Below are 18,273 nucleotides of genomic sequence, written 5' to 3' on the forward strand. Positions count from 1 at the left end.
TTCTATGTTCTACATTTTGTTCCAGCAAGTGGTTAAAATTATAACAGAGAGTGAGGAAAATCATGACGTTAACCGCAATGTTATTTACCCTTGTACTGCTAGCACTAATAGATTCAACGAGTTTGGGCACTCTCTTAATTCCTGTCTGGTTACTGATGACACCTGGGCGTGTTCGAGTAGATCGGTTTTTGATCTATATATTCACAGTGTCCGGTTGTTACTTTGCAATTGGCCTCATCATCATGTTAGGAACAGATTCATTTCTGAAACAATATGCACCCCTAATGGGATCTCAGCCCTTCCTTTTAGGACAACTGGTGATAGGTATATTGTTAATGATTGTAAGCCAACTCATGGATACCAAAAGATCTCGGGCTCGTGCTGCGGAACGTGCAGGAAGTGGGGAAGGTACTATTTTAAAATGGAGGGCTCGTGTTACGGGAGAGACCGTTTCCAGCAGAAGTTCTATTAGTATACTTATTGGGCTTGCCCTGACCGCGGTCGTACTGGAACTTGGAACGATGTTGCCCTATCTAGCAGCCATAGGCGTATTAGTTAGTGAAGGACCTGCCTGGCCTATGTCGGGAATTCTGTTACTGGGATATTGCTTCGTTATGATATTACCTTCGCTCATTTTGCTGGCAGGGAGATTGCTCGCCTACCCTGTTTTGAAACAACCTCTAGCTAAAATGGATAGGTGGCTGGTGAACAATGCACAGAATGCTACTGCCTGGATTGTAGGTATCGTTGGTTTTTTGCTAACGGTTAATGCAGTTTATGATTTAGGCTGGTTTCAGTGAGACGATGTGGTATAAGCCGTGTTGACAGAACCCGTATCTTTTCTCTTTTCGGCACAAGCATGTGTTATTCGCACAGGCAAGTCGTCCACCCATCGCGTAGACTAGATTAGATCAAGTTGAGTGAGGTGAATTCCATGGCTAAGACCAATGAAATACACGTGAAGGCAAAACGATTCAAGGATCGTCCGGTCTGCGTGACTCTTCATAATGGTGAGACGTACATCGGGTACATCTCTGGCGTGAGCAACGAGGGTGTAGAGCTTACCGGGGGCGGGAAATTTACACAAACTTCAACAACCACGGCAAAAAAAGCGCGGGCGGTACGGAGTCGTGATCGTCAAATGAAAAACAAACCAATCAAGTCAAACAAGTCCGTATCTTCTTCAAGCCGGAAAAAGGTTAATCGTTCCCGCAAATCCTCCGTGCAACCCCGGGTAACTTCACATAGATCCTCTCGTCAACGTCAGGCACAGGTATCATCCTTTATGCCGATGATGGGATCTTTATTAGGTGGACTGGGCGGGGCAGGATCATTTGGAGGCATGCTCGGAGGCGGCATGCGTTTGTTCGGCATGATTCAGCGTTTTGTGCCTGTTGTGAAAATGGGCTACGGCATGATTAAACAAATTCAGCCGTTTATGGGAGCTGTGCAAGGGTTGATGTCACCAGCAAGTCAGGCATCGCAGACCGAGGATGAAGCTGAAGCCGAAGCGGAAACCCAACGGGGGTAACTTGAGTACACAAGTGTAGTGTCGAGAACATGTTGATGTGCTAAGAAATAGTGGAGAAAAGATTAGTAAACACTCCTAAGTCGCTATTATAGCGGCTTTTTTTATCATTTAAGTTGTTTCGGAATAGGATAAAGATTCAATGCGAGCTCCAATACTTACTCAATTTCTATAATTAAGAGGCGGAAACAACAGAGCATTAGAGATCTTATCGAGCAAAGCGCTAACGATCACCAGGAACCTTATTGGGCCGAATATCGAGCGTTCCAAATTCTAACGATCATGAGAGACCTTATTTTGTTGAAACACGAGATTGTACATTGAAAACAGCCGAATTGTCCAAAATAGCGTCTCCTGTGATCGTTAGAATTTAAGCTACATACTGGGGCCATTTAAGCACCTCAATATCCCATTACCACACGTCCGTCAGCAAAGGCAAAAGCTAATACTAATGCTAAAGCCCAGAGCGGGTATGCTCTGGGCTTTTTGATCTTATGCGATTTGTCGATTACGCTTGTTTTGTTTTCAAACGGATTACGTTCCAGGACGCTTTGTTCAGCACAGCTTGTACTTTACCTTGATCCACGGTTGTATGTCCGCCGTTGTGAGGCAACACGTTACGTGGATTTTCTTTGGTATTGCTTGCTTTCAGGTCATTGTTTTCCAGAACAATGTGTTCTACAAATGTTGTTTCCCCGAACGAACGAAGATCAACATTCAGTTCCATGGCCTCATCGAGATGTCTGTTCACCGCAAAGATGGTGATGGTGCCATTTTCTTCATCATGTACACTGATGGATTCGAGATAAGGTACATCCGTGAAGTCTTTTGAATCATATTTAGGTGAAGATGTGATGGACCGCAGCACCGTACCACGTCCGAAGTTGGAAGCGTGCAGGAACGGGAAGTACGTCGTTTGTAACCAGATTGCTCCGTTATTTTCAGTCATGATTGGTGCGATCGTGTTAATCAACTGCGCAAGGCAAGCCATTTTTACACGGTCAGCATGTTTAAGAATGGTGATCAGGTAACAGCCTACTGCCAGTGCATCTTCATGCGTGTACACATCTTCGAACTCAGGAGGTGCAATCTGCCAACGTTCTTCCATACGGCTTGTACCAATGGATTTCCACACATTCCATTCATCCAGAGAGAGCATCAATTTCTTTTTGCTACGTTTTTTCGCTTGTACAAAATCACAGATCGAAGCCACACTATCAATAAATTGATCCAGATCCAGTGAGGTTGCTAGGAAATCATACGTGTTGTCTTTGTTGTTATTGTAATACTGATGCAGAGACAAGTAGTCTACATTTTCATAGGTAAGATCAAGCACAGTTGCTTCCCAATCTGCAAATGTCTTCATGTCACGGCTGGAGCTACCACATGCAACGAGCTCGATCTCCGGATCAACCCATTTCATCGCTTTGGCTGTTTCATTGGCAATACGGCCATATTCATATGCGGTCATCGCACCAATCTGCCAAGGACCGTCCATTTCATTGCCGAGGCACCATGTTTTGAATTTATGTGGATCTTTATATCCGTGAGAGATACGCAGATCACTCCAGTATGTGCCCGAAGGGTGGTTGCAATATTCAACCAGATTTCTGGCTGCATCGATACCGCGAGTTCCCAAGTTAACAGCCATCATCACTTCCGTACCTGCCAGCTTAGCCCAATCTGCAAATTCGTTCGTACCTACCGCATTCGTTTCAATCGTCCACCAAGCCAGCTCTAGTCTACGTTTACGTTCAGCTACTGGACCCACGCCATCTTCCCAGTTGTAACCGGATACGAAGTTGCCGCCAGGATAACGAACGATGGGTACGTTAAGCGCTTTAATCGCTTCAATAGCATCCTGACGGAAGCCTTGTGCATCTGCGGTTGGATGACCTGGATCATATATGCCGCCATACACGGCACGTCCCAAATGTTCTATAAATGAACCGTAGACACGCGGGTCTACTTCAGCAATTTGAAAATCTTTATCGATCAGCATTTTGGATTTAAGCATAGTGAAAACCTCCATAAGATTGAATTTTATAGTGCATGTGAATGATTGTGTAATACATATCATCGTTTGTAATGTCATATGATGTCGCTAATCTATATTGAATTCGCCTGAAAGCAAAATCAATACATTGATTTGTTATCTAATATGTATCATAATGCGGATATACAGAGCAAGTTCATTTTACACAGTTCGCTAAATAGCGAATTCTATAATTTCAATACAAGATCAAATTAACCCATAGAACAGAAGCTTGAACACAAATGGGATACCAAATATATAAGCAAAAAATACAAAAGGAAGTGTATTCTATGATGCTTGGAACAGATGCATCCTCATTGCTTGTCTACGAGGCGCTGGCAAGTGAAGCCCGTTTAAATATTGTGAGGCTGTTGCTGCAAAATAGGGAGATGCATATCAATGCGCTCGCCCAAGAACTATATCTGAGCAAAGCCATCGTCAGTACACATGTTAGCAAACTGCAGAAAGCAGGCATCGTAGGCAGCCGAATGAAACGTGAAAATGGCGGAACCTATAAATATTGTTTTATCGTGCAGGAGTTCATGACCATTCAACTGTCGCCCCCCGAACCCGCTGAGGCTTCTTATCATGAAGTATCCATCCCCGTTGGACATTATACAGATTATGAAGCATGGCCGACATGCGGGCTCGCAACGACCACTCAGATGATCGGACAATACGATACACCCGCCTGTTTCATGGACCCCGATCGGGTTAACGCGGCAATTCTTTGGATGGCACGAGGTTTTCTGGAATATAAGATTCCCAATTATCTGAATAATGATCAGCATCTTCGGGAGATAGAGATTTCACTTGAACTCAGTTCGGAAGCACCCAAAGTCAATGAAAACTGGCCATCCGATATCCGTTTTACGCTTAACGGCAATGATCTCGGTACATGGACAAGCCCTGGAGACTTCGGAGATCGGAAGGGCAAGCATACCCCACTATGGTGGAAACTGGATGTAAACCAGTATGGTGTGTTAAAAGTACTGCGCATTAACGAGGAAGGCACGTTTATGGATGGTCAACAAATTTCGGATGTCACGATCTCGGATCTGGATCTACGAGCAGCTACCTATTGGACATTTGGGTTAAAACCCGAAGAGAGCGCAGCAGGTCGAGGTGGGCTGACCCTATTTGGGAAAGGGTTTGGCAACTATGATCAGGACATTCTGATTCGGTATTATTATGAAAATGCTCTAGAAAACAACACTTCAGAAGAATAAAATGTGCAATTTGGTATCAACCTATATAAGAGCAGCGCATAATCCGACTTAAACGAAGCATATACCCATTCCAGCGTTATGGTATTGACAACGATTACATGGCTGGTATAGAATACAGCTAAATAAGGAGTGTCACTGATTCGATCAGGCACCACCACAGTCTGGATTTCACAAGTTTATTTCTTGTGTACCTGGCCATGGTGGTGCTTTTTGCATATATGGGGGGTGAAAACATCATGAGGTTCAAGAAATCGTTAAACAACAATATCGCCCTGGCGGAGGACGCTGAAGGCTGTGAAGTCATTGTCATCGGAACAGGTGTAGGCTTCAAAAAAGTAAAGGGACAGCCGATCGAGCAAAGCCAGATTCAGAAAATGTTCCGGATCGGCTCGAATGATAAATATCAGCGAGTCGAGCAATTTCTTAGCGATATCCCTCTGCAAGTTATCGATATCACGGATCAGATTATAGAAGAAGGCAGGGAGATCATCGGGAAAAAGCTGAATGATTCTATCCTACTAACGCTTGCGGATCATATTCATTTTGCTCTGGATCGTTTCAGAAAAGGGGTGGACATGCAAAATCCGCTACACTGGGATATTCGCCATCTGTATCCTGCAGAATATCGTGCTGGTGAGTTAGCGGTACGCAAGATCAATGAAGCTTTTCTGGTCGCATTGCCTGCGGGTGAGGCCAGCTCCATTGCTTTTCATTTTGTGAATTCACAATTTGATTCGGGTAGCATGAATCAGACGATCAAGATTACACAGATGATTAATGACATTCTTGGGATCATGACCGATCATTTTGGGAGAACGCTGAATCAGGAGTCTGCTGATTTCTCCAGGTTCATTACCCATCTGAGATACTTCATCGTTCGGCAAATGAACCGGGAAGTGCTCTCATTCAAGGATCAGCAGTTTTTATATGATGTATTGTCGGAACGTTATCCAGATAGCTTCCAATGCGCACTCAAGATCAAGGAGACGATGGAACAGCAACGCGGATTTGTAATTACTCCCGATGAGATGGTATACCTTATGATCCACATCGAAAGAGTAACATCCCGTACCGACACGGGTTGACCTCAAAACAGCTCTTAGAAGATATTCCATTACCATGTTAATTGAATATGGAGTGTTACTGATTCGATCAGGCACCACCAAATGTTTCCGATTCCGCTTAAGTAGCGGGGCGGGTTTACATTTGGTTTTTTTTTCGCCAAAAAAGGAGGAAGCAGCATGAATCACCGGGAGTTGTCCAAAGAGATCATCCGATTAACAGGAGGGCAGGAAAATATTACGCAAGCCTGGCATTGTATCACTCGATTGCGCTTTAATGTGCGTGAAGAAAAGAAAGTGCAGCTTGAACAGATTCGCGCACTGGATGGTGTTCTTGGGGCACAGTTCCAAAACGATCAGTTCCAGGTTGTGATTGGCAACAAAGTTGCGGCCGTCTATGAAGAGCTGGAGGACCAGTTGAAACAAGCTGGTGCAACGGAGAGAGAAGCAGAACCGCCGCGTTCAAGAGGTCTTAATGCCGTACTGGACACGATCTCGGGTATTTTCACCCCGATTCTTCCAGCCATTGTAGGTACCGGGATGCTGAAAGGCATTCTCGCATTACTTGTTACTCTGGGAGTTATTCAAGAGACTAGCGGTGAGTATCAGATTTTGGCGTCCATAGCCAATGCGGCCTTTTATTTCTTACCCTTCCTGCTCGCTGTATCGTCTGCGCGGAAGTTTAAAGTCAATGAATATATCGCCTTGACGCTTGCAGGTACACTATTATATCCAACCATTTTGAATGCTTATCTGGAAAATCATCTGGAACCGATTCGTTTTCTATCTCTGCCGGTGTCGATCGTGAATTACACCCAGTCTGTCATTCCGATTATTCTCGGGGTGTGGCTTCTCAGTTATATACATCGCTGGGTCGATCGTTTCATTCCTGGTCCGGTTAAAGTCATCTTCACCTCAATGATCGTGCTGGTGATTACCGTCCCGATTCTGCTAATAGCTATTGGACCGCTTGGTAATTACATCGGCATTTATCTGGAGATCGGTACATCCTGGCTCTTTGCTCACTCGGGCCCATTAACAGGAATCGTGCTGGGCGGACTTATGCCAGTGATCGTTATGACGGGTATGCATTATGCATTTTTCCCGGGAACATTACAGAATTTGAGCAAACTCGGTTACGACGTGCTGTTACTACCGCTTAACCTTGTAGCCAATATGAGTCAAGCTGGTGCCGTAATGGCGGTATTCCTCAAAACTAAAAACAAATCGATGAGATCAATTGCTTTATCCAGCGGTATATCTGCTTTTCTGGGCATCACAGAGCCTGCAATCTATGGAGTAACGTTGAAGCTGAAAAAACCGTTCTATGCTTCGATCATCGGTGGAGCAGCCGGCGGTGGATTTATTACAGCGGTAGGGTTAAAATGTTTCGGTTTTGCCGTTCCGGGTCTGCTGTCGTTGCCTTTATACATTGGTCCAAACGGGGGGATGGCGAATTTCTGGTACGCGCTCATCGGTGTAGGTATCAGCTTCGTAGTTTCGTTTACAGTGACCTTATTGCTTAAGTGGGATGAACCGATTACGCAGCAACCTGCTGGGGCAAGTTCGTCAGCAATAGCTCCAACAACAGCATCGGAATCAGCAAAACGATCAGGAACAACAAATCGGTCTAATCAAGAACCTTCACAACCGCCTGTGACCGTTCATTCGATCGAGGAAAAGAAAGGTGAAATATTCAGCCCGCTTACCGGTGAACTGGTCTCACTCAAAGAACTGCCTGATCCTACGTTTGCAGAGGAAATGACGGGAAAAGGAATTGCTATTTTTCCAAAAGAAGGCCGTGTAACCGCACCATTTGACGGAACGGTCACAATGATCGCGAAAAGCAAACATGCCATCATGCTGACTTCCTCCAGCGGAATCGACATTCTCATTCATGTTGGACTTAACACGGTGTCCCTGAAAGGCAAGTTTTTTGAAGAGAAGGTTGTCATCGGACAACGAGTGAACAAGGGTGATTTATTGCTGGAATTTGATATCGAGAGCATTCAAGCCGCCGGTATTGATCTGACCACCCCGGTCATTGTAGCCAACACGCCAGATTACCTTGATGTAGTACCCGTTCAGGTGAAGGGGGTGGTTCCAATGAATGAATTACTGCTACTCACCGTTCGTTAAAAACACTTATTACAAAACAACGAATGAAGGATTTCTATTTTACCGAGTTATAGAATTTAACGATATATTTACACAAAAACGGAGAGGACAGAAATAACCAGAAAAAGCAACGCGATCGCCTAAAAGCTTTCTGTAAGAAAGCTGCTTCGGAAGCATATGCTTATCACCATATTTCTCAACTAAAAAATAATTCAAAAAAATCTGGGGATAACAGCGATGGGAAGGTTAATCTGTCATTGAAGTGGCACGTGTAAATAAAAAAAAGGAGAGAAACCATCATGACACAAACGACAAAACACACTTTTCCTAAAGGCTTCCTATGGGGCGGTGCTACCGCTGCCAATCAGCTGGAAGGCGCATTTGATGCTGACGGCAAAGGACTTTCTACCTCTGACATGGCACCTTATGTTCCCCATGAGGAGCGAAATGGCAAAGATTTTACGTTCGACGTCAATTCCGTGGAATTGGAGCAATATTTGAGCGGCAACAGTGACGTGTATTTCCCGAAACGGAATGGAGTAGATTTCTACCACCGCTACAAAGAAGATATCGCTTTGTTTGCGGAGATGGGCTTCAAAGTATTCCGCCTTTCCATTGCTTGGCCGCGAATTTTTCCGACAGGAGAAGAAGCCGTTCCGAACGAAGCAGGGCTTGCTTTCTATGATAAAGTGTTCGACGAACTGTTGAAATACGGCATTGAGCCGTTGGTTACGATCTCTCACTATGAGATGCCGATTGAGTTAACCCGCAAATATAATGGCTGGGAAAGCCGCGAGATGATTGATTTGTATTTAAAATTTGCGAACACACTGTTTGACCGTTACAAAGATAAAGTGAAATACTGGATTACCTTCAATGAGATGAATATGATGCTAACCAGTCTGTATACAGGTGGCGGCATTTTGGAAGATAAAATCAAGGGCACACCGGAACAGGTAGCCTATCAAGCAACACATCATCAGTTTGTGGCAAGTGCGCTGGCTGTAAAAAGCGGCAAAGAGAAAATGCCTAATGCCCAAATCGGCTGTATGATCTGCCGTCTGGAGACATACGCTGCATCCAGCAAACCGGAAGATGCGCTGCAAACCATGAAGGAAGATCAGATGAACCTGTTCTATCCGGAAGTACAGGCGCGTGGAGAGTACCCGTCCTATATGCAAAGATATTTTAAAGAGCAAGGCATTGAACTGGTGAAAGAGCCTGAAGATGATGCGATTATTCGCGACAATACAGTGGACTTCATTGCATTCAGTTATTACATGACGTATATCGGAAAATACGACCCGAATGACAACAGCAACTCCGGTATGCTGGTAAGTCAGATCAAAAACCCGCATCTGAAAGCCACCGAATGGGGATGGCCAATCGATCCAATCGGTCTTCGCATCGCACTGAACCGGTTGTATGACCGCTACCGGATGCCGCTCTTTATCGTAGAGAACGGGCTCGGCGCTACGGACACGCTCGAAGAGGATGGATCTGTACATGATCCTTATCGTATTGATTACCTGCGTAGCCACATCGAGCAGATGAAAGAAGCGGTAGCTGACGGTGTGGAACTGATGGGATTCACCAGCTGGGGACCGATTGATATTATCAGCTGCTCCACATCCGAGATGGGTAAACGTTATGGCTTTATCTATGTTGATCAAGACAACGCGGGTAATGGTTCGCTGGATAGAACACGCAAAGACTCATTCTATTGGTACAAACAAGTGATTGAGTCCAATGGAGAGATTCTTTAATAAAATGTAATTAGGACTCGTCATTCTTATCTCTAATTTTTTCACATATATAAGAAGGTTGCCTCATCAGGCAATCTTCTTATATTTCATTTCACGCCCCTGAAGCCTAACACAAAAGATCATTAATCATTTTAAATTGACATATCGCAAAAGATCGATATAATGATGATTATGAATCCAATTGAAATTTTGAAAGCTGTCTCGAATGAATCCAGATTTCAGATCTTACAATGGCTCAAAGAACCAAACGAGCATTTCAAACCCCATGAAGGAGTGGATATGAACGAAATAGGGGTATGTGTAAGTCAAATCACCGACAAACTCAACATGACACAGTCGACCGCCTCCCAGTATCTTACGATATTGCAGCGAGCAGGGCTGATCACGACCAAACGGATAGGCAAATTTACGTATTATCAGAGAGACGAGGAAGCGATAGCTGAATTTACTCGTTATATGATGAGTGATATGTAAGTTGCAACTGAGTTCTTACCAAGAATTCAGTTTTTCTTTAACTTTTCATATCGACAATTCACAATATGTCATTTTGTTGTTCATTATATCTACAAATTTAGATATAACAATTTATAAATTTATTGAGGAGTGGATTCAATTGATGTCATCCCATTCGAAAGTTTACATTTTAGCCATAGTCAGTTTTTTAGTCGGCACTTCCGAGTATGCTTTATCAGGTATTTTAGATAAGGTGGCCGCCTCTTTTGATGTCTCACTGGCTGCAGCAGGTCAGTTAATTACCATTTTTTCTTTGATCTACGCTCTTTGTACACCTATTCTAATGGCGCTCACCGCGAGTATGGACAGAAGAAAGTTAATCGTGATCAGTATGGGCATATTTGTTGTTTCTAATATCCTTGCCTTTGTACTTCCAGGATATGGACTCTTTGCAGCTGCTCGAGTCATGATGGCGATTGGAGCAGGAATTGTCGTGGTCACTGCTTTGAACATTGCCGCTAAAATTGCACCGTCAGGTAAACAAGCAAGTGCGATTGCTACAGTGGTTATGGGCTTCACAGCGTCATTAATCATTGGTGTTCCCCTTGGGCGAATTGCAGCTGACACTCTAGGTTGGAAATCCATGTTTGGAGGAATTGCCATTTTAGGCATTTTGGCTATAATCATTCTTTCTTTCGTCATTCCGCGTATTGAGGGGGACGCGCCTGTGCCGCTCAAGCAGCAGCTAAGTCTATTGAAAAACCCTAAAGTCGCATTAGGATTAGCGATCACTTTCTTCTGGCTGGGAGGATACTCAATCGCTTATACGTATCTCTCACCCTATTTGCTTCAAGTATCAGCATTAAATAACCAATATCTCAGTGGAGCTTTGCTTGTATTTGGTATAGCAAGCATGATTGGTTCCAAGCTTGGTGGCTTCAGTGCGGATCGGTGGGGAGTTCATCGCACATTATTCAGTGGATTTGCACTGCATATTCTCATGCTGATCCTGCTGTCCATTGTGACCCATACATTAGTGGGCGTAATGATCGTACTTTTGTTCTGGTCCTTTTCCGCCTGGTCCTCCGGTCCAACGCAGCAATATCATTTAACGACCATTGAACCGGAAGCTTCAGGAGTGATGCTAAGTCTTAATCAGTCCATGATGCAGCTTGCTATGGCAGCCGGTGCAGGTATGGGAGGAATCGCGATTGAAACGTTCTCTCTCTCATCGATAACCTGGATTGGTGCTGGTGGAATTGCTATCGCAATAATAGCATTAATCATCCTTAATAAAGTAAATGTAGCTACAAAAGTGAATGTTAATCATTGACTTCGATAAATTAATCGTAGATTACATTTTTACCTTCATCACTTAACTTTTTCAGAGATGAAGTCATATGATCAATTTCTGCATCCGTGTGTCGTTCCCATGAACCTAATTCAGCGACGATCTTTAGTGCGGATTTGGATCGATAGGATCGAGTCGGGTTTCCAGGGAACCGTTTATCCGTTACGTTGGGATCATTTTCGAAATCTCCTAAGGGTTCTACGATGTAAATTCGTTCTTTTGAATCAGATCGTGCTAATTCGGCACCCCATTTAGCAGCATTTAAGGTTCCGGTGAAGTAGATGTGATTCGACTTCTTGTCTTGATAATTGGATAAAAATTGCGGCTCTAATAAATCGCCAATGTTTAGTTCTGCTTTGGTACCGTGAAAAAAGGGACCCGGATCTAAGACTATTTTTTTGTCATCCATTACGGACACACCTCAACTTTTAGATTTGTATTTAGCAGTATAGTGCAGGCATCGGTGAAAAAACAGTCTGTTATTCTATTTTCATAAACGTTATAATTAGAGTAGAGGAAAGATACTGTCCCGTGGAACGGACCATAATTGTTTCAATTCAGCCGCTAATTTAGCGGCTTTTTTTGTTTTTAACACGAACAGCAGTCAGCCGAAGAGGCAAGGCTGCGTCAATCACCTGCCATCGAATCCTCATTCATATTACACCTTAAACATCGAGGCATTGGATGCGTAATACGAAATAATAAATTGTTGGAATTGTTCCAATGATGAAGAGAGGTTTCGATGTTTCATCCATGATAAGCTGATCGGATATACGGCGGCATCGTCAGCAATCGGCACATAGTGCAGTCCAAGATTACGACAGACAGAGACAGGCAGCAGTGCAACCCCACGATCCAGTCTGATGATCTCGACCAATGTATGAGAATCGACCTCGAATGCCAAATGAGGAACAAAACCTGCCCTTTCACACAGCATCATGGTGAAACGTCGGTATTCATCGTTATTGGCGAGAGAAAGAAAAGGTTCACTCGCAGCGGCGTGTAATGAAATTTGCTTTTCACTGCCATAAGCATGATCAGCAGGCAAGACAAGCACAATGTCCTCCTCGACAAGCACGCGGCTGTCAATCTCCTCATCCTGAACCGGGTAGCCGGTGATCCCCAGATCCACATCTCCTTTTTTCAGCTGTGTAATAATGTCATTTCGACTTGCAATACCTTGATGAAGCTGTGAATCGGGGAAAACTTCGATATACTCACGTATTAGACCTGATAGAAATCTTGAATTGGAGATGGAGATCCGGATCAGCCTCGACAGTTCATCCTCTTTTTCCGTAATGGCCAGCTTGGCATTCTCCAGCTCAACAAAAATGCGGTTCACATGTTTCAGCAAAATTTCTCCAGCGGCATTCAGCTCAATGTTTCTGCCTTTTCGATGAAAAAGGGGAGTACCCATTTCGTCCTCCAACCGCTTGATGGTGAGACTTAACGAAGGCTGAGCGATATTTAACTGAGCAGCGGCTTTGGAGATATGTTCTGTGTAGGCAACGGTTTGAAAATATTTCAATTGGAGAAGCTCCATTGGTATGCACTCCTTATTTATTTCAATAAATATATATAGTACTTATTAAGTATTATATTAAATTTAAAGAAAGATGTAGACTTTATTTATAGCAAATAAGTAAATAAACACACAACGCAATGACATAACCAATCAATCATTAATGCAAAGGCAGGTGTCTTTTTCATGAAAATCGATGTGAACAATATCGCCAAAAACCTGAACACGCCTTTAACAGCCCCGGCATATCCAATGCCACCGTATAAATTCGTTAATCGCGAGTACTTGAACATCATCTATCGAACGGATGAACAGGCTCTGCGGGCAGCTGTTCCTGAGCCATTGCAAATCACCGAACCCTTGGTGAAATTCGAAGTGATGTGGATGCCGGACGTCTCCGGACTTGGCGCATATACGGAAGCTGGACAGGTCATTCCCGTGCAGTTTAATGGGGAAGACGGGGATTACGTGCATTCGATGTACGTGGATAACTTTCCCGCCATTGCAAGTGGCCGAGAGTTAACCGCTTATCCCAAAAAGCTCGGTGCTCCCAAGCTGTACACAGACTCTGACACACTCGTCGGTACACTGGACTATGGATCACTGCGCGTAGCCACAGCAACGATGGGTTTCAAACATGTGGAGATGGACAAAGAGCTTGCGAAAAAAGAAATCTGCCGTCCCAACTTTATGATCAAAATAGCTACGGATTATACCGGGAATCTGCGGATCTGCGACCTGATACGTACCCAGATTACCGACATCGAGGTGAAGGAAGCTTGGACAGGCCCGGCTCGGCTACAACTTTTTGAGCATGCGCTTGCGCCTTTGGCTGATTTACCAGTGCTTGAAGTCGTGTCTGCTTCACACATTCTGACGAACTTAACTTTGAATGCAGCACAGCCTGTATATAACTATCTGGAAGAAAAATAAGGAGGCAACACATATGAGAATTGCAATTGTAGGTGCAGGTTCACTTGGAACCATCGTTGGAGCTTATCTGGCAGATGGCGGAATGGACGTGGAGTTAATTGATGCATATCAGGAACATGTCGATGCACTTAATCAGACAGGAGCAAAAGTAACCGGAACGACCGAGTTTCAGGCCAAAGTAAAAGCCATCACCCCTGAACAAAAGTCAGGGCAATATGATCTTGTGCTGTTGTTAACGAAACAATTGTACAATGAGTCTGTATTGAAAGAATTGCTTCCATATCTGCATGAAGACAGTGTTGTATGTTCTCTGCAAAACGGAATTCCCGAAGACAACGTGGCATCGATCGTTGGAGCTGAACGGGTTATCGCGGGTTCCGTTGAGTTTGGTGCTACATTCATGGAACCCGGCGTATCCAGTCTGACCACGGCGTATCCTCAATTCAAGCAGTACGCATTCCAGATCGGGGAATTGAATGGAGAGACAACCGAACGAATTCAGCGTGTAAAAGAAGTTCTTGATCTCGTTGGAGGTACACATATCTCGAATAATCTGGTAGGCACGAAATGGTCAAAACTGCTAATCAACAATGCTTTTAGCGGTTTATCTGCTGCACTGAACGGCACGTATGGAGATATTCTCGATCATGAAGCAGGCATTCGAAGTGCGGTTCATATCATTGACGAAACGATCAAGGTCGGACATGCGAATGGTGTTTCTTTTGTCACGATGAACGGATTCGATATGGCTTCATTGGAGCTACAGAGCGAAAAGGAAGTCCCTGCACGTATTGAAACGTTACGTCATGTAATGGAACCATCCAGACTGCTTAAGGCGAGCATGTTGCAGGATCTGGAGAAACAACGTAAAACGGAGATTCATTATATCAACGGCGTAGTTTCGAGCAAGGCAAAAGGTACCGGGATTGCAACACCGTATAATGATACGGTCGTTCAACTGGTCGAAGCCGCAGAAGACGCACAGAACGTACCTGAGTTTGCAACTAACATCCATGCATTTGAGCAGCTTTTGAATATGTCACAGGTGTAAAGCTTGAAGCTTGATGTAATCACAAATTCATAACACAAAACGCAAACAAAGAAGCCTTTCCTTCCGCATGAGTACAATGAACCATACGTGTGAGGGAGGGCTTCTTTTATTTTGTGAAGTTTGGCTAAAAGTCATTATTCCAACGGATTAATCTTGCTCCACGAATTGACTCTATCGGTTGTCCTCATTGCCTGCATAATGCAACAGCATATCAACCAACTGCTTTGTCATCTGATCATCCAGTTGATGAAGTTCATGTGAGCGGTGTGTAAACATCTTCTGCAACATGCCCATCATCACCGTAAATATGAACTGCGCCAGCTTAAGCGGAGGGGTAGCATTGCGGATGCTGCCGTCGGCAACACCTGAGTTCAATGCTTCAAGCAGGAAGTGGTTCTCTTTACCGTTTTGGATAAACCGTTCATAAGTATCCTTTAATTCCGGCTGAAAATGAACCACCTCATAATTGATATCAAATAATTGAATAAAACGAATATGGTCAGGATTTTCCTTAGCAAAAGAAACCCATGCGTTCAGCATTGTTGCAAGCTGTTCACGGCCACTACCACTTGGGCTTGCAGCCCGCTCTACGTGCTGGGTCATGGATTCAACCAACTGCATCTGAATGGTGAGCAGCAGCTCATCGATCGATTGAAAATGTTTATAGAAGGTCACGCGGCTTAGATTCGCTTCAGCACAAATGTCTTTGATTTTCACTTGAAGTAGACCGTGTTTCAGAAAAAGGTGCTTACCCGCTTCGATCAGTTCATCCCGATTCTGATTTTTTAACTGCTGATGCCAATTCTCATTCGCTTGCATATCGGTTTCCTTTCTTTGAACGTTGTGCGCTCATCGTAAGTGATAATGCTGCCAGTAACATAAAGGCACCAAAAATATACGGAAAGTTTACGTTTTTGTCAAACAGCAGACCTGCAACAAGTGGGCCGAAGACAGTACCTAAGCTCGAATACGTCGTATTCAAACCTGATGCATAACCTTGACGATCCCCGGCACTTTTAGATATCAGGGAGCTGACAGTTGGTCTCAGGAACGCATTGAATGCAAAATAAAGCGCTGATGCAAATAATAAAAATGTCAGATTAACCTTAATTAACATCAGCAGAAAAGCAATCGGGGTCATGATTAAGGACAGACGGATGAGTTTGATTTCGCCCAAGCGTTTCACAAAAAAGTCCAGTAACCAGATCTGGATCACGATACCGATAATCGCTCCCATGGTGATGATAACCGAGATGGTTGAAGCATTAAAGCCATATTTGTATTTGGCAAACAGCGAGAAGACCGTCTCATAACTCATCAGACCAAAGGTCATCACCAGAATAATCAACAAGTATCCAAAATAAGGAACCTTGAACGAACTCCAGATTTGCTCGCCCATGGTGAACCCTTTTTTCTTCGACGTTGAGATTGTTCTTTTTTCAGGTGGAAGAGTCTCTGGCAAGAGAAGAGTAAGCATTGCCGCAACTAAACCCAAACCGGAAGCGACGAAATACGGCATACGCACACCCATCTCGGCAATAAAACCGCCCAAACCTGGCCCAAGCACCATACCCAGGTTCATCGATGCACCGAAATAACCCATCCCCTTGGCGCGGGTTTCCGGGGTTGTAATATCGGCCACATAAGCCAGATTGGCTGGAACCATCAGACCTAGACTGATTCCCCCGATGAAACGAGCGATATAGAGGAGAGGTAGAGACGTCGATACCGCAAAAATAAGATCAGACACGACAACCAGAAACATACCTGCCATAATCAGCTTTTTACGTCCAAAACGGTCAGCCCATTGTCCTCCAAGCGGAGAAAACAGAAACTGGGCTGCGCCAAAGGCTGCGACCAAAAATCCGGCAACGGTGCCTCCTGCATGGAACAGCTTGAGATACTCCGGTAATATTGGAATCAGCATCCCTTGTCCAAGCAAAGCAATAAACAGATTTAACATCAAAATGAACATCGGAAAGCGGGTGGATTGTGTCATGGTACGCATACGTTTAAATTTCTCCTTCTCCATTATCTACATATTTTTATGGTTTACACACTGTTAACCTTTACTCATTGTAAACCATTATAGTGTGTTATAATTCCTGTTGTAAATACATTTTTGATGGAAAAAGGGGGAGGCATATTGATTGATCACAACAATCAGGAAGAGTACCGAGATCCAATGAACTATGATCTGGAATTCGGCGGCGAGACGGACAAATACGAATTTTTCCTTCAACTTGCCAAGAAAAATCCGGGACATGTGCTGGAGCTTGCTTGTGGAACAGGATTAGCCACACTTTATTTAGCCGAAAGAGGAGTTCCAATTAGCGGTGTAGATATCGTAGAGCCTATGCTCGCGTATGCGAGGGTCAAAGCGAAGGATCTACCGGTTGATTTTATCGAAGCAGATGCGCGTACGTTTGAATCCGATCAGCGCTTCTCCATGATTTTTCTGACAGGAAATGCATTTCAGGCTTTTCTGAGCGATGAAGATCAGCAGGCATTGCTGCAAACGGCGTATAATCATTTGGAGCCTGGTGGCATATTTGCATTTGAGATGCGAAATCCGGACGGCAATGATTTATCGGATGAAGAAGAAGAGCAGTGGGGCACATTTGTCGATGTGGATGGCGTGACCGTTAATGTATCTGGTAACCAGACATATGATGCCGAGAAACAGATCATGCACTGGACAACCGTTCGAAACTGGGGGCATCGTCAAACCACGTCACGCATTGCTTGCCGATTCACAGATGTGCAGACACTGCAGCAGTTGCTGGAAAAGCAAGGTTTTACCCTGGAGAAGCAATATGCGAACTGGGATCAAACGCCGTTTCAACCCTCAAGCCCAATGGTAATTAGTGTATGTAGGAAAGGGTAAGAATGCATCGTAATGATTAAAATGATTGAAATGATGCATTGAAATTACATAAGTAGAAAGGGGAATGTTTGATATGACAACATCTAGAACTTGTAACGATTGCGGAGGTACATCCTTTGTGGAGGCAACCGACTTTATTAATTTGCGGCCTTTGGATAAAAAGATGTCGCTTGGTTCTGAACGTGTGTATACGATTTGTCTGAACTGCGGTGAGGTCGTTTCCATTAAGGTGAAAAACCCGGAGAAGTTGGTGAATTAAATCGTTTTCCGAAGAGAAGACAAAAGGAATCCCGCACTTATAGTACGACTTGACCGTTTTATCATTTTCATCACAGGCAA

Annotated in this window: 17 protein-coding genes; 12 read left to right on the forward strand and 5 right to left on the reverse strand. The window is 44.1% G+C overall.

Annotated elements, in window-relative coordinates; translation table 11 throughout:
• Nucleotides 1–77: 77 nt before the first annotated feature.
• Both MKY23_RS14410 and MKY23_RS14415 read left to right on the forward strand, forming a co-directional pair.
• A complete protein-coding gene (locus tag MKY23_RS14410) occupies nucleotides 78–800 on the forward strand; it encodes a GAP family protein (RefSeq protein ID WP_339839443.1) in 723 nt (240 codons plus the stop codon).
• A 134-nt stretch (nucleotides 801–934) separates the two neighbouring features.
• Complete coding sequence (locus MKY23_RS14415; protein ID WP_154888996.1) at nucleotides 935–1,531, forward strand: hypothetical protein; 597 nt, start codon at nucleotides 935–937, stop codon at nucleotides 1,529–1,531.
• Nucleotides 1,532–2,036: 505 nt separating this feature from the next.
• Here the strand turns inward: MKY23_RS14415 and MKY23_RS14420 are convergent.
• Nucleotides 2,037–3,545, reverse strand: coding sequence for an alpha-N-arabinofuranosidase (locus MKY23_RS14420; RefSeq protein ID WP_154888994.1), 1,509 nt, complete (start codon nucleotides 3,543–3,545; stop codon nucleotides 2,037–2,039).
• 308 nt (nucleotides 3,546–3,853) lie between these two features.
• Between MKY23_RS14420 and MKY23_RS14425 the strand changes: the two genes are divergently transcribed.
• From MKY23_RS14425 to MKY23_RS14450, 6 genes are all read left to right on the forward strand, one after another.
• Entirely contained in the window at nucleotides 3,854–4,792 is a 939-nt protein-coding gene (locus MKY23_RS14425) for an ArsR family transcriptional regulator (protein WP_154888991.1), read from the forward strand.
• Nucleotides 4,793–5,028: 236 nt separating this feature from the next.
• On the forward strand, nucleotides 5,029–5,877 hold the full coding sequence (locus MKY23_RS14430; RefSeq protein ID WP_339839106.1) for a PRD domain-containing protein: 849 nt from the start codon (nucleotides 5,029–5,031) through the stop codon (nucleotides 5,875–5,877).
• Nucleotides 5,878–6,033: 156 nt separating this feature from the next.
• Nucleotides 6,034–7,992 carry a beta-glucoside-specific PTS transporter subunit IIABC gene (locus MKY23_RS14435; protein WP_339839109.1) on the forward strand — a complete coding sequence of 653 codons (1,959 nt, stop codon included), beginning with the start codon at nucleotides 6,034–6,036 and terminating at the stop codon, nucleotides 7,990–7,992.
• A gap of 278 nt (nucleotides 7,993–8,270) precedes the next feature.
• On the forward strand, nucleotides 8,271–9,737 hold the full coding sequence (gene ascB, locus MKY23_RS14440; RefSeq protein WP_154888985.1) for a 6-phospho-beta-glucosidase: 1,467 nt from the start codon (nucleotides 8,271–8,273) through the stop codon (nucleotides 9,735–9,737).
• 171 nt (nucleotides 9,738–9,908) lie between these two features.
• Entirely contained in the window at nucleotides 9,909–10,211 is a 303-nt protein-coding gene (locus MKY23_RS14445) for a metalloregulator ArsR/SmtB family transcription factor (RefSeq protein ID WP_154888983.1), read from the forward strand.
• A gap of 142 nt (nucleotides 10,212–10,353) precedes the next feature.
• Nucleotides 10,354–11,523 (forward strand): MFS transporter, encoded by a 1,170-nt coding sequence (locus MKY23_RS14450; protein WP_154985424.1) that lies wholly within the window; start codon nucleotides 10,354–10,356, stop codon nucleotides 11,521–11,523.
• A gap of 10 nt (nucleotides 11,524–11,533) precedes the next feature.
• Here MKY23_RS14450 and arr read toward each other — a convergent pair whose 3' ends face one another.
• Both arr and MKY23_RS14460 read right to left on the reverse strand, forming a co-directional pair.
• Nucleotides 11,534–11,950 carry an NAD(+)--rifampin ADP-ribosyltransferase gene (gene arr, locus MKY23_RS14455; protein ID WP_154888981.1) on the reverse strand — a complete coding sequence of 139 codons (417 nt, stop codon included), beginning with the start codon at nucleotides 11,948–11,950 and terminating at the stop codon, nucleotides 11,534–11,536.
• A 249-nt stretch (nucleotides 11,951–12,199) separates the two neighbouring features.
• The gene (locus tag MKY23_RS14460; protein ID WP_308721807.1) at nucleotides 12,200–13,084 is read right to left on the reverse strand and encodes a LysR family transcriptional regulator; all 885 of its coding nucleotides are present in this window, start codon (nucleotides 13,082–13,084) and stop codon (nucleotides 12,200–12,202) included.
• 165 nt (nucleotides 13,085–13,249) lie between these two features.
• Here MKY23_RS14460 and MKY23_RS14465 point away from each other — a divergent pair, with 165 nt between their 5' ends.
• Together MKY23_RS14465 and MKY23_RS14470 are read left to right on the forward strand one after the other, a co-directional pair.
• The gene (locus MKY23_RS14465; RefSeq protein ID WP_090916072.1) at nucleotides 13,250–13,996 is read left to right on the forward strand and encodes an acetoacetate decarboxylase; all 747 of its coding nucleotides are present in this window, start codon (nucleotides 13,250–13,252) and stop codon (nucleotides 13,994–13,996) included.
• A 13-nt stretch (nucleotides 13,997–14,009) separates the two neighbouring features.
• On the forward strand, nucleotides 14,010–15,047 hold the full coding sequence (locus MKY23_RS14470; protein ID WP_339830302.1) for a 2-dehydropantoate 2-reductase: 1,038 nt from the start codon (nucleotides 14,010–14,012) through the stop codon (nucleotides 15,045–15,047).
• Nucleotides 15,048–15,218: 171 nt separating this feature from the next.
• On the opposite strand, the gene MKY23_RS14475 is transcribed toward MKY23_RS14470, so the two are convergent.
• Both MKY23_RS14475 and MKY23_RS14480 read right to left on the reverse strand, forming a co-directional pair.
• Entirely contained in the window at nucleotides 15,219–15,866 is a 648-nt protein-coding gene (locus tag MKY23_RS14475; RefSeq protein ID WP_339830305.1) for a TetR/AcrR family transcriptional regulator, read from the reverse strand.
• The gene (locus tag MKY23_RS14480; protein ID WP_339830308.1) at nucleotides 15,853–17,055 is read right to left on the reverse strand and encodes an MFS transporter; all 1,203 of its coding nucleotides are present in this window, start codon (nucleotides 17,053–17,055) and stop codon (nucleotides 15,853–15,855) included. Before MKY23_RS14480 ends, MKY23_RS14475 begins: the two co-directional genes overlap by 14 nt.
• Before the next feature lie 138 nt (nucleotides 17,056–17,193).
• Here MKY23_RS14480 and MKY23_RS14485 point away from each other — a divergent pair, with 138 nt between their 5' ends.
• Nucleotides 17,194–17,934: a class I SAM-dependent methyltransferase gene (locus MKY23_RS14485; protein WP_261771648.1), complete on the forward strand. Its 741-nt coding sequence runs from the start codon at nucleotides 17,194–17,196 to the stop codon at nucleotides 17,932–17,934.
• Between the two features lie 73 nt (nucleotides 17,935–18,007).
• Nucleotides 18,008–18,193, forward strand: coding sequence for a hypothetical protein (locus MKY23_RS14490; RefSeq protein ID WP_090916079.1), 186 nt, complete (start codon nucleotides 18,008–18,010; stop codon nucleotides 18,191–18,193).
• The last annotated feature ends 80 nt before the right edge of the window (nucleotides 18,194–18,273 follow it).

The sequence above is a fragment of the Paenibacillus sp. FSL R7-0272 genome (assembly GCF_037969905.1).
In the GTDB taxonomy this organism is placed as follows: Bacteria; Bacillota; Bacilli; order Paenibacillales; family Paenibacillaceae; genus Paenibacillus; species Paenibacillus polysaccharolyticus.